The following is a 12,306-nucleotide window of genomic DNA, read 5'->3' on the forward strand; positions in this document are numbered from 1 at the left end:
GGCCGCGCGTCCCCTCCGTAACCTGTCCTCCGAAGCAACGGGGGACACAAGTGGATCGATCACAGGGCACGGAAGCGGGGCTGTTGCTGGCCGGGAGGTACCGGCTGGGCGACGTCCTCGGACGCGGCGGCATGGGCAAGGTGTGGCGCGCCCACGACGAGGTGCTGCACCGCACGGTCGCCGTCAAGGAGCTGACCGCCGGACTGTACGTCGCCGAGTCGGACCGGATCGTGCTGCACCAGCGCACGCAGAAGGAGGCCCGCGCGGCCGCCCGGATCACCCACCCCGGCGTCGTCACCGTCCATGACGTGGTCGAGTACGACAACCGTCCGTGGATCGTCATGCAGTACGTGGACGGGCCGTCGCTCGCCGACCGGGCGAAGGAGACCGGCGGCGAGATCGAGGCCCGCGAGGCCGCCCGCATAGGGCTGCACGTGCTGGGCGCGCTGCGCGCCGCGCACGGGGCCGGGGTGCTGCACCGGGACGTGAAGCCGGGCAACGTGCTGCTCGCCCGGGACGGCCGGGTCCTGCTCACCGACTTCGGGATCGCCGCGATCGAGGGCGACTCCACCATCACCAGGACCGGTGAACTCGTCGGATCCATCGACTATCTGGCGCCCGAACGGGTGCGCGGCGGCGACCCGGGCCCCGCCTCCGACCTCTGGTCCCTGGGCGCCACCCTGTACACAGCGGTCGAGGGCCGCTCGCCGTTCCGGCGGACGTCCCCCATATCCACCATGCAGGCCGTCGTCACCGAGGAGCCGCCGCCGCCCGCCCGGGCCGGTGCGCTCGCCCCCGTGATCACCGCGCTGCTGCGCAAGGAGCCGGAGGACCGCCCGTCGGCCGCCGAGACCGAGCGGATGCTCCTGGAAGCCATGGAGGGCCGCGCGCCCCGGGCCGCCCAGGCGTTCGTCCCGACGCAGCAGGTCTCCGAGGAGATGCTGCGCGGGGGCACCGCGGTGCTGCCCCACCCCGGGCCCGTCGCCCAGCCCGGTCCGGCCCCGGCCCCCCGCGCCCCGGCCGCCCGCCGCAGCCGTTGGCGCACGAGGGTGCTGGTCATCGCCCTGGCCGCGGTGCTCGGCGGCGGCGCGGGGATCGCCGCGATGCTGTACGCGCACCGCACGGAGGCGGCCGGGAGCACGGGCGGCGGTACGACCGCGCACGGCTCCCGCACCCCGGGGCCGGTCACGCCGAAGCCCACGCCCTCGCCGAGCGCTTCGGGCACCGTGACGCAGGACGTGCCGGACGGCTGGCGGCGCGTCGTGGACCCGTCCGGTTTCAGCGTGCTGCTGCCGGAGGGCTGGAAGCGCGTGGTCAACGAGAACAACATCGACTACACCCCCGACGGCGGCGTGCACTACCTGCGGGTCAGCGCCGACCCGGCGCCCGACTACGACCACCCCTACGACCACATGATCGGGCTGGAGAAGCAGCTGAGCACCCGGCTGCCCAACTACAAGCGGATCGAGCTGAACAGCAACGTCTACCGCGACTTCGTCGGGTCCGTCTGGGAGTTCACCTGGACCGAGAAGAACGGCGAGGCGCGGCACGCGATCGACCAGATGTACCTCGCGGAGGACGGCGGCCCGGAGTACGCGCTCTACATGACGGGCCCGGCCGACGACTGGGACAACACCCGCGACCGCTTCAACGCGATCCTCCGCAGCTGGCACCCCCCGGCCGAGCAGTAGCCCGTCGGGCGATAGCCCCTGATCAGGGCTTATGCCGCCAGTGATCACTGGCTGAGTCGGCGGGGGTGTGGCGGGTCTCCGGGAGAGACGGTGAAAAGGTGTTACCCACGGGTACCCAAAGGCTTCCCGCCGACGTACTCTCGCCCTCATGACGGACTCGCAGGCCCCCACGTCCCCCGCCGCCGCCACGGCCGGCACCAACCCCGTGGCCGCCGCCCCCGCGGGCGTGCGCACGGCCGCCGATGTCGTGACGCCCGAGGTGATCGCCCGGCTGACGCGCGGCGTGACCGGCTCCGGCCGCACCGCCAACCACACCCCGTTCACCGGCGAGAAGCTGGCCGACCTGCCGGAGTCCACCCCCGAGGACGTGGCCACCGCCTTCGCGCACGCCCGCGCCGCCCAGCCCGCCTGGGCCGCCCTGCCGGTCCGGACCAGGGCGGCCGTGCTCCTGCGCTTCCACGACCTGCTCATGGACCGCCAGTCCGAGGTCCTCGACCTCATCCAGCTGGAGACCGGGAAGGCCCGGCTCCACGCCCACGAGGAGGTCCAGGCGGTCGCCGTCGCCGCCCGGCACTACGGCCGCAGGGCGGCCGCGTATCTGAAGCCGAAGCGGCACACCGGGGTCGTGCCCACGCTCACCAAGGTCACCGAGCTCCGTCAGCCGCGCGGTGTCGTCGGCCAGATCGCTCCGTGGAACTACCCGCTGGAACTGTCCGTCGGCGACGCGTTGCCCGCCTTCGTCTCCGGCAACGCCGTCGTGATGAAGCCCGACACCGAGACCGCGCTCACCGCCCTGTGGGCCCGCGACCTGCTGGTCGAGGCGGGGCTCCCGGCCGAGGTCTTCCAGGTCGTCCTCGGTGACGGGCCCGTCGTCGGCCCGGAGGTCGTCAAGCACGCCGACTACGTCTCGTTCACCGGCTCCACCCGCACCGGCCGCGAGGTCGCCCAGGGCGCGGCGGCCCGCCTCGTCGGCGTCTCGCTGGAGCTCGGCGGCAAGAACGCGATGCTGGTCCTGGCCGACGCCGACGTGGAGAAGGCAGCCGCCGGCGCCGTCCGCGCCTGCTTCTCCTCGGCCGGCCAGCTCTGCATCTCCATCGAGCGGCTGTACGTCCACGAGTCGGTCGCCGACGACTTCGTGGAGCGGTTCGCCGCCCGGACGAAGGCGATGCGGCTCGGCAGCTCCCTCGCCTACGGCGCCGACATGGGCTCGCTGGTGGGCGAACGGCAGCTGGAGACCGTCAGCAGGCACGTCGCCGAGGCCGTCGAGAAGGGCGCCAGGCTGGTTGCCGGCGGGGTCGCCCGCCCGGACATCGGCCCCCTCTTCTACGAGCCGACGATCCTGGACGGCGTCGAGGCGCCCATGGCCGTGTGCACCGAGGAGACCTTCGGCCCGGTCGTCTCGATCTACCGCTTCCGCGACGAGGACGAGGTCGTGGAGCTGGCCAACGCCACCCCGTACGGCCTGAACTCCAGTGTCTGGACCAAGGACTCCCGGCGCGGCCACCGCGTCGCCGCCCGCCTGCGCACCGGCACCGTCAACATCAACGAGGGGTACGCCCCCGCCTACGGCAGCGTGCAGTCCCCGATGGGCGGCATGAAGGACTCCGGTCTCGGCCGGCGCCACGGCTCCGAGGGCATCCTCAAGTACACCGAGGCCCAGACCGTCGCCCAGCAGCGGCTGATCCCGCTCGCCCCGTCCTTCGGGATGGACGACGAGAAGTACGCCGCCTTCATGACCCGCAGCCTGAAGGCGATGAAGGCGTTCCGCCTGCGCTGACGCCCCCCGCGCCCCGCACGACTTCTGTCCTTTTCGTACCGAGGAGTGCCATGTCCCAGGACAGCCCTGCCCAGAATCAGGACCGGCCGGCCGGTGCGGCCGACGACGACGCCGCGTACGACTACGACGTGATCGTCGTCGGGTCCGGCTTCGGCGGCGCGGTCTCGGCGCTGCGGCTGACCGAGAAGGGGTACCGGGTCGGCGTCCTGGAGGCGGGGCGCCGTTTCACCCCGGGCACCCTGCCGAAGAACTCCTGGGACCTGAAGAACTACCTCTGGGCGCCCGCCCTCGGGCTCTTCGGCATCCAGCGCGTCCACCTGCTGGGCAAGGTGATGGTGCTGGCCGGTGCGGGGGTGGGCGGCGGCTCGCTGAACTACGCCAACACGCTGTACGTGCCGCCCGCGCCGTTCTTCGAGGACCGGCAGTGGGCGCACATCACGGACTGGCAGGACGAGCTGAAGCCGTACTACGACCAGGCCAAGCGGATGCTCGGGGTCCGGCTCAACCCCACGGTGACCCCCTCCGACGTCCACCTCAAGGCGACCGCCGAGGCGATGGGCGTCGGCGACACCTTCCACCTCGCCCCGGTCGGCGTCTTCTTCGGCGACGGCCAAGACGCGGACGGCACCGCGCGCGCGAAGCCCGGCGGCACGGTCCCGGACCCGTACTTCGGCGGGGCCGGCCCGGCGCGCAAGGCGTGCACCGAGTGCGGCGAGTGCATGACCGGGTGCCGGCACGGCGCCAAGAACACCCTCAACGAGAACTACCTCCACCTCGCCGAGAAGGCCGGTGCGGTCATCCACCCCATGACCTCCGTCGTCGCCGTCACCGAGCACCCGGAGGGCGGCTACCGCGTCGCCACGGTGCCCACCGACCGCCGCCGGAAGGCGAAGCCCACGGCCCTGCGCGCCCGCAAGGTGGTCGTCGCGGCGGGCACGTACGGCACCCAGACCCTGCTGCACACGATGAAGGACAAGGGACTGCTGCCCCGGCTCTCCGCGAGGCTCGGCGAGCTGACCCGTACCAACTCCGAGGGCCTGGTCGGCGCCCAGACCTCCGACCGGCGCTACCGCAGGAAGCACGGTACGAAGCCCGACTTCACCAAGGGCGTCGCCATCACCTCGTCCATCCACCCCGACGCCAACACGCACATCGAGCCCGTCCGCTACGGCAAGGGCTCCAACGCCATGGGCGGCATGACCATCGTCCAGGTCCCCTACAGCGCCCACCGGGTCCGCGCCTGGCTCGGCAACCTGGTCAAGCACCCCACGATCGCCGCCCGCTCGCTCTCCAACCGGCACTGGTCGGAGCGCGTGATCATCGGGCTCGTCATGCAGTCGCTGGACAACTCCCTGACCGCCTACCGCAAGCCGAGCGGCATCGGCAAGGGCCTGCTCACCGCCCGCCAGGGCCACGGCGCGCCCAACCCCACGCAGATCGCCGAGGCGACGCAGAGCGCGACCCTGCTCGCCGAGGAGATCAATGGCTTCCCCGGTTCCAACATCGGCGAGCTGATGGGCACCCCGCTCACCGCCCACTTCCTCGGCGGCTGCCCGATCGGCGCCACCGCAGACGAGGGCGTCATCGACCCGTACCACCGGCTCTTCGGGCACCCGGGCATCTCGGTGGTCGACGGCTCCGCGGTCTCCGCGAACCTCGGCGTCAACCCGTCGCTGACGATCACCGCCCAGGCGGAGCGCGCGATGTCGTTCTGGCCGAACAAGGGGGAGCCCGACCCCCGCCCGGCGCAGGGCGGGGCGTACGAGCGGCTGGCGGCGGTCGAGCCGCAGGCACCGGCGGTTCCGAAGGAGGCGTTCGGCGCGCTCAGGCTGCCGTTCCTGGGGATGCCCGCCGTGCCGCCGAAGAAGACGGAGACGGCCTGAGGACAGCAGAAGGGGCTGCACCCCCCTCCCAGTGCAGCCCCTCACGCTGTAACCGGTCCGTCGTTCACAACCGGCGACCGGTGTCCCGCATGCATGACCCGCCGGGCCCCCCAATGGTTGTCCTCGTGTTGATGGAATCCTTATGTGAGGTGGATCACTCCGCTTCTCGTGCCCGATCCGTGATCTGTTTTCGGGCAACTTTTCCCGAGCGCCCCCGGTCGTACCCCCTGTCGCCGCCCCAGCGGTCACACAGCTCCCGACGACCCCGAAGGCCCCGAGATGAGAAGCACGATTCCGTTCCGCCGTGCGATGGGCGCCCTGGCCTCGGCCGGTCTGCTGGCCGCCGGAACGCTCACGACGGCCGGTCCGGCCCAGGCAGCCGACCCCGAGTTCACGATCGGCGGCCCCGCCGAGACCGCCCTGCACCCGTACCCGTCCACGGGCTCCCCGCAGAAGGCGAGCCTCGACATCACGGTGACCAACCCGTCCGAGGACGAGGAGAACGGGGTCTTCGCGGACGAATACACCGTCCGCTTCGACTTCGGGAAGCTGGCGGGCGTCGCGGACGTCTCCTTCGACAAGGACAGCAGCCTGGACTGCGAGCGGACCGGGACCACGGCCGTCTGCCACGACTACGGCATCTGGCCCGGCCTGAGCACCCTCGCCGAACTCCAGGTCAGCGCCGCCGAGGGCAGCAAGGACGGTGACTCCGGCACCATCGAGGTCACCGCCGAGGCGGACGGCGCCACCTTCCGGCCGTTCACCACGCGCGTGTCGGTCGGCGGGCCCGACCTCTCCATGAAGCGGCTGCCGCTGAAGACTGAGCTCAAGCCCGGCGACAGCCAGCCGGTGCCCGTCACCTTCACCAACAACGGCACCCGCGCCGCCCAGGGCGTCCTGCTCACCCTGCGCAACACGCGCGGTCTGGAATTCACCGAGCGCTACCAGAACTGCGAGTACAGCGAGGAGGACCTGGGCATGGGCAGCCCCGGCGCCTGGTCCACCGCGCTGTGCAGCTTCCCCGGCAGCTACGAGCCCGGCGCCACGTACACGCTGGAAGTGCCGCCCACCCTGCGGGCCACCGAGCGCGCCTTCTACGACTCCTTCCTCTACCGGATCAACGAGGACGGCACCGACGCCCGCGCGGCGCTGCGCTCCGGCGCCCGCTTCAGCCCCGGCAAGGGCGCGAAGCTGGCCCTGCGCAAGACCCCGGCCGTCCGCTCGGCCGACCTGGACCCGGCGGACAACCAGCAGGACGCCGACTTCCGGACCACCAACACCGCCGACTTCGCGGCGTACGGCGCCAAGGCCGCGGGCAAGCCGGGCGACACCGTCGACGTGACCCTGGGCTTCCGCAACAAGGGCCCGGCCTGGATCGGGTACATCCGCTCCGGCGAGCCCGTCGCCACCGTCGACTTCACCGTGCCCCGCGGCAGCCACGTCGTCTCCAAGCCGGACATCTGCCGGGGCGTGACCGCGAGCGGCGAGTACCGCGAGAACCAGGAGAAGGCGCCGCGCTACTTCTGCTCCACGCCCATGTCCGTCCTGGAGGACGCCGACTTCGCCCTGCCCTTCCGGCTGAAGCTCGACTCGGCCGACCCCGGCAGCAAGGGCGCGGTCGTCGTCCGCAACACCCACCTCCAGGCGCCCCCGCTGGCCTTCGACCCGGAGCCCGCCAACAACAAGGCGTGGGTGGAGCTCAACGGCGAGGAATCGGACGCCACGACGGGCGGCTCCGGCAACGGCGGCTCGACGGCCACCGGGGGCTCGTCCTCGTCGGGCACGAGCGGCACGAACGGCTCCGGCTCGTCCGGCACCAACGGCGCGAGCGGCACCAACGGCACCAGCGGCACGACCGGCTCCGGCACCACGGGCTCCGGTTCCGGTGACGGCTCGCTCGCCTCCACCGGCACCGTCGCGCTCGCCGCGTCCGGCGCGGCCCTCGTCGCGCTGCTCGCGGGAGGCGTCCTGTTCACGGTGTCCAGGCGGCGCGCGACGCGCTGACCCCGTACACGCGGAAACGGCCGGCCCCGGGCGTCCCCGGAGCCGGCCGTCTCCCCGGAGAGACCTGGCGGTCCCTCCGAGTGACCGGGCTGCTGTCCCCTGCCGACCGGTCACGCACGCCGGTGCGCGGTCCCACGGCGTACACGCGGTACGCCACGCACCCCGGCGGAGCCACGTGTGGTTCCCCTGGAGATCCGCCCCTGGCTGGCATGGACACCGGGACCAACGAAGCCGCGCCGGACCCGGTCACGCGCCGTACGGGTGAGACTCCGCCCGAACTGGGATACGGCGGGGGAGCGCAGTTCAGACCCGGCCCCGGCACAGCTCCAGGAGCGTCATCGCCAGCGAGGTGCCCGGCTTGCCCAGCGCCTCGCGGTAGCGGACCAGGATCTCCGTCTCGCGGGACAGGTTGACCCGGCGGCCGCCCGACGTCATCCGCGCCTCCTGGATCACCGACGAGACCGCCATCCGCTCCTGGACGAGCCCGATGATCCGGTCGTCGAGGGAGTCGATGCGGGTACGGGCGTCGCCGATCAGGGACGCGGCCTCCGCGGTGCGGGCGCCGGTCGTCTCGGTGCTGGTGGTGCTGCTCATGTCGGGTCTCCCGGTGAGATGCGGCACCCCCGGTCCGGACGGGCCGGGAACGCAGAACGCCCCGGGCCTGTCGGCCCGGGGCGCCTGGAACGTTGCTTGTCAGTTGCTCAAGCAGCACGACCATGGCAGCCGGCGGGCCGGATGCCATAGGTAAAGACGAAGGTCGTGTGCTGACGCATGGGGACAGTATGGCCCTTCGCCCCGGCGGGCCCGCACCCGGCCCGGATCGTGAGACGGCGCACACCCGGGGCCGCTGCTCCGTGAGACGGCGCATACCCGGGGCGGCTGCCCCGGACCGGGGCAGCCCACTTCCGGCCGCCGGTAGAATTGGAGGACCGACCCCTCTCCACCGCCGGAAGGCCGCCCGTGCCAGCAGCACCCCCCGCCGCCCCCGACACCACCACCGACGTGGTCCTGGTAGTCGACTTCGGCGCGCAGTACGCCCAGCTCATCGCCCGCCGCGTCCGTGAGGCCCGGGTCTACAGCGAGATCGTGCCGTCCACGATGCCGGTGGCCGAGATGCTGGCCAAGAACCCCCGCGCGATCATCCTCTCCGGCGGACCCTCCTCCGTCTACGCCGAGGGCGCGCCCTCGCTCGACCGTTCGCTCTTCGAGGCCGGGGTCCCCGTCTTCGGCATGTGCTACGGCTTCCAGCTGATGGCGACCACGCTCGGCGGCACCGTGGACGACAACGGCGCCCGCGAGTACGGCCGCACCCCGCTCACCGTCTCCAAGTCCGGCTCCACCCTCTTCGAGGGCACCCCGGACGAGCAGTCGGTGTGGATGTCGCACGGCGACGCCTGCTCCGCCGCCCCCGAGGGCTTCACCGTCACCGCGTCCACCGACGTCGTCCCGGTCGCCGCCTTCGAGAACGACGAGAAGAAGCTCTACGGCGTCCAGTACCACCCCGAGGTCATGCACTCCACGCACGGCCAGCAGGTCCTGGAGCACTTCCTGTACCGGGGCGCGGGCATCGAGCCCACCTGGACCACGGGCAACGTGATCGAGGAGCAGGTCGCCGCGATCCGCGCCCAGGTCGGCGACAAGCGCGCCATCTGCGGCCTGTCCGGCGGGGTGGACTCCGCCGTCGCCGCCGCCCTCGTCCAGAAGGCCATCGGCTCCCAGCTCACCTGCGTGTACGTCGACCACGGTCTGATGCGCAAGGGCGAGACCGAGCAGGTCGAGAAGGACTTCGTCGCCGCGACCGGCGCCAAGCTCAAGGTGGTCGACGCCGAGAAGCGCTTCCTCGACGCCCTGGCCGGCGTCTCCGACCCGGAGCAGAAGCGGAAGATCATCGGCCGCGAGTTCATCCGCGTCTTCGAGCAGGCCCAGCTGGAGATCCTCCAGGAGGAGGGACCCGAGGTCGCCTTCCTCGTCCAGGGCACGCTCTACCCGGACGTGGTGGAGTCCGGCGGCGGCACCGGCACCGCCAACATCAAGTCCCACCACAACGTGGGCGGGCTCCCCGAGGACATCGAGTTCGAGCTCGTCGAGCCGCTGCGCCAGCTGTTCAAGGACGAGGTCCGGATGGTCGGCCAGGAGCTCGGCCTGCCCGAGGAGATCGTCCAGCGCCAGCCCTTCCCCGGCCCCGGCCTCGGCATCCGCATCGTCGGCGAGGTCACCAAGGACCGGCTCGACCTGCTGCGCGAGGCCGACGCCATCGCCCGCGAGGAGCTGACCGCCGCCGGCCTGGACCGCGACATCTGGCAGTGCCCGGTGGTCCTGCTCGCGGACGTCCGCAGCGTCGGCGTCCAGGGCGACGGCCGCACCTACGGCCACCCGATCGTGCTGCGCCCGGTCTCCTCCGAGGACGCCATGACCGCCGACTGGTCCCGGCTGCCGTACGAGACCCTGGCGAAGATCTCCACCCGCATCACCAACGAGGTCGCCGACGTCAACCGCGTGGTGCTCGACGTGACGAGCAAGCCGCCGGGGACCATCGAGTGGGAGTAACCCTCCCCGAGGCCCCTTGACGATGCCGCCGCCCGGCGAACCGGGCGGCGGCATCGTCGCATCCGGCCCCCGAAAACGCGTGGCGCGCGCCGGGGCACCCATGACACGCTCCGCCCCCATGTCCGCCGAAAAGATCCGCACCCTGATGTCCGCCGCCCGCAACGATCAGCTGACCTGGAACACCCCCCTCTCCGACGAGCACGCCACCCAGCTGGTCGCCGCCTGCGCCCCCACCCCCGGCGCCCGCATCGCGGACCTCGGCAGCGGCTGGGGCGAGCTGCTGATGCGCCTCGTGGAGTCCGCGCCCGGAAGCACCGGGGACGGCGTCGAGACCGACCCGGAGGCCGTCGCACGCGGCCGGGCGCTCGCGGAGGAGCGGGGGCTCGCCGAGCGCGTACGGTTCCACGAGGTCCCCGCCGCCGAGTGGCCGGACGGGAACTACGACCTCGCCGTGTCCATCGGCGCCTCGCACGCCTGGCCCGGCGGGACCGCGGAGGCGCTGGCCGCGCTGCGGGCGTCCGTACGGCCCGGCGGCCGGGTCCTGTTCGGGGAGGGCTTCTGGGAGCGGGAGCCGGACGCGGCGGCGCTGGCCGGACTCGGCGCCGGGCCGGGGGACTTCGGCTCGCTGCTCGACCTGATCCGGCAGGCCGAGGCGGCGGGGCTCCGGGCCCTCCAGGTGACCGTCGCCGACCAGCGCGAATGGGACCTCTTCGAGTCGCACGCCAACATCGGACGGGGCGAGCGCTGGGCGCTGGCCCACCCTGAACACCCCCTGCGCGACGGGGTCGTCGCCGCCGTGGACGAGCGGCGTACCGGTTACTACGGCGGCTACCGCGGCACACTCGGCCTGGCCTACCTCGTGCTCAGCGCCTGAGCCGGTATCGAACACGCTGACGAAGATGCCCCTCCGGTGCGCCCCGATGCGGCAGCCCTCCGCCCCGTACGGCACAATTCGCAGCGTTCACAGACGAGTTGGCCCGCCGACGGCGGCAACAGGGGCGGGAAAGGGCGGCGTTCTCCGTGGCGTTGGACGAGGCACGACAGGGCGCGCACGGCGGCGGCTGCACCTGCGGGGACTGCCCGCACGGGGCGCGCCAGGGACACCGGCGCGCGGTGGCCGCATTCCTGGCCAAACGTGACGGGTTCGCCGCCGGACAGGGGCTGCCCGCCGGGGTCGCCCAGTCGGCGTCCGCGACCCGGCAGTGGGTCTCCGACGAGCTGACCGAGTCCGCGCGCGAGGTGGCCGACCGGGGCCGCGAGGCGGGCGACGCCTGGCTGTACCGGGTGTGGCAGCGCACCCTGGTCGTCGTCTGGGGCGGCCTCGCCGTCCTCGCCCTCGCCGAGGCCGCCACCGCGATCGGGGCGGGCTGGACCCATGCCCGTACCGCCGGACTCGTCGCCGGGCTGGTCACCGCCGCACTGCTGACCGCCGCCGCCCATGTCCACCGGGCCCGCGGCGGCCTCCTCGCCCCGCTGATCGGCGAGGACAACCGGCTCTCCACCTCGCGCGCGGTCGCCGCGTCCTGGGTGCTGCTCGCCGTGTTCTCCGTGCTCGTCCTCGCCCTCGAACTGGCCGCCGCCTCCGGGCACGCCCGGCGCGACGAGCTGATCGAGGGCCTGGACCTGGCACGCGGCGCCGGGATCGTCGCGGTGCTCGCGCTGGTGTGCGCCGTGGCGGTGGCCGTGCGCCGGGTGGTGAGCGTACGGGTGCTGTCCGGCCGGCTCCAGAAGCTGCGCGCCGACCGCCCGCGCGCGGCGGACCTGCTCACCGACGACTCGGGGCGCGGCGGCTTCACGGACGTGCAGTACGTGCTGGTGTCCACGGTCGCCGTGGTGTTCGCCGCCGTCCGCCTCGCCCGCAGGCCCGAGCAGCTGCCCGACCTGCCGTGGGGCCTCGCCCTCCTGGTGGCCGTTTCGGCGGCCGTCTACTTCACGGGGAAGTTCGGCGAGGGCGGCCGGCCCGTCGTCCTCTCGGTCGTCCGGGCCCGGGAGGCGGGCGACCTGGACGCGCCGATCCGGACCGGGGACGACATCGAGATCCGGGGCGCCGGGTTCGTGCCGCCCGGCGCGGGGGCCCCGGACCGGCTGGCCCGGGTCGTGGTGCGGATCGGTTCCGTGCACGTCCACGTCCCGCTGGTGCCGGTCCCCGGGGGCTTCGCGAACCCCTCGGACACGCTGCTGACCGTGCCGGTGCCGGTCGAGGTGGAACCGGGAGTGGTCGAGGTGCAGGTGGTGACGGCCGCGGGCACGGAGACGGCCCCGGTCGCCATCGACGTCACGGACTGAGCCGTCCCCGCCCCGCGAACCCGGACCGCGCTGAACGCTTTCGCCGCGTTCGTACGTAAGGTCGGGTGACGGGCCGCACGGTCCGGTGGCCGCGACCGGGCGGTCGCAGCGACGGCAC

General features: G+C 73.0%; 8 protein-coding genes. 7 read left to right on the plus strand and 1 reads right to left on the minus strand.

Going from position 1 to position 12,306, the window contains the following annotated elements:
* Window positions 1–50: 50 nt before the first annotated feature.
* The 4 genes from ACZ6C6_RS17790 (at window position 51) to ACZ6C6_RS17805 (ending at window position 7,355) form a co-directional block, all read left to right on the plus strand.
* On the plus strand, window positions 51–1,691 hold the full coding sequence (locus ACZ6C6_RS17790; protein ID WP_469203703.1) for a serine/threonine-protein kinase: 1,641 nt from the start codon (window positions 51–53) through the stop codon (window positions 1,689–1,691).
* A gap of 148 nt (window positions 1,692–1,839) precedes the next feature.
* The gene (locus ACZ6C6_RS17795; protein ID WP_469203705.1) at window positions 1,840–3,468 is read left to right on the plus strand and encodes a succinic semialdehyde dehydrogenase; all 1,629 of its coding nucleotides are present in this window, start codon (window positions 1,840–1,842) and stop codon (window positions 3,466–3,468) included.
* Between the two features lie 50 nt (window positions 3,469–3,518).
* Window positions 3,519–5,351, plus strand: coding sequence for a GMC oxidoreductase (locus tag ACZ6C6_RS17800; protein WP_469203707.1), 1,833 nt, complete (start codon window positions 3,519–3,521; stop codon window positions 5,349–5,351).
* 309 nt (window positions 5,352–5,660) lie between these two features.
* Entirely contained in the window at window positions 5,661–7,355 is a 1,695-nt protein-coding gene (locus ACZ6C6_RS17805) for a COG1361 family protein (protein ID WP_469204024.1), read from the plus strand.
* Between the two features lie 303 nt (window positions 7,356–7,658).
* Here the strand turns inward: ACZ6C6_RS17805 and ACZ6C6_RS17810 are convergent, their stop codons facing one another.
* Window positions 7,659–7,949, minus strand: a complete 291-nt coding sequence (locus tag ACZ6C6_RS17810; RefSeq protein WP_469203709.1) for a chorismate mutase — start codon at window positions 7,947–7,949, stop codon at window positions 7,659–7,661.
* A gap of 366 nt (window positions 7,950–8,315) precedes the next feature.
* Between ACZ6C6_RS17810 and guaA the strand changes: the two genes are divergently transcribed.
* The 3 genes from guaA to ACZ6C6_RS17825 all read left to right on the plus strand — a co-directional run bounded on the left by guaA (window position 8,316) and on the right by ACZ6C6_RS17825 (window position 12,188).
* Window positions 8,316–9,902: a glutamine-hydrolyzing GMP synthase gene (gene guaA, locus ACZ6C6_RS17815; RefSeq protein WP_365678448.1), complete on the plus strand. Its 1,587-nt coding sequence runs from the start codon at window positions 8,316–8,318 to the stop codon at window positions 9,900–9,902.
* Window positions 9,903–10,020: 118 nt separating this feature from the next.
* A complete protein-coding gene (locus tag ACZ6C6_RS17820; RefSeq protein ID WP_469203711.1) occupies window positions 10,021–10,776 on the plus strand; it encodes an SAM-dependent methyltransferase in 756 nt (251 codons plus the stop codon).
* 146 nt (window positions 10,777–10,922) lie between these two features.
* Window positions 10,923–12,188: a hypothetical protein gene (locus tag ACZ6C6_RS17825; protein WP_469203713.1), complete on the plus strand. Its 1,266-nt coding sequence runs from the start codon at window positions 10,923–10,925 to the stop codon at window positions 12,186–12,188.
* The last annotated feature ends 118 nt before the right edge of the window (window positions 12,189–12,306 follow it).

The sequence above is a fragment of the Streptomyces sp. NPDC041814 genome, assembly GCF_055590565.1.

Bases quoted from the DNA above. Each gene is read 5' to 3' on its own strand.
- ACZ6C6_RS17795 (WP_469203705.1), top strand. From the start codon at position 1,840: ATGACGGACTCGCAGGCCCCCACGTCCCCCGCCGCCGCCACGGCCGGC.
- ACZ6C6_RS17800 (WP_469203707.1), top strand. From the start codon at position 3,519: ATGTCCCAGGACAGCCCTGCCCAGAATCAGGACCGGCCGGCCGGTGCG.
- ACZ6C6_RS17805 (WP_469204024.1), top strand. From the start codon at position 5,661: ATGGGCGCCCTGGCCTCGGCCGGTCTGCTGGCCGCCGGAACGCTCACG.
- ACZ6C6_RS17810 (WP_469203709.1), bottom strand. From the start codon at position 7,949: ATGAGCAGCACCACCAGCACCGAGACGACCGGCGCCCGCACCGCGGAG.
- ACZ6C6_RS17820 (WP_469203711.1), top strand. From the start codon at position 10,021: ATGTCCGCCGAAAAGATCCGCACCCTGATGTCCGCCGCCCGCAACGAT.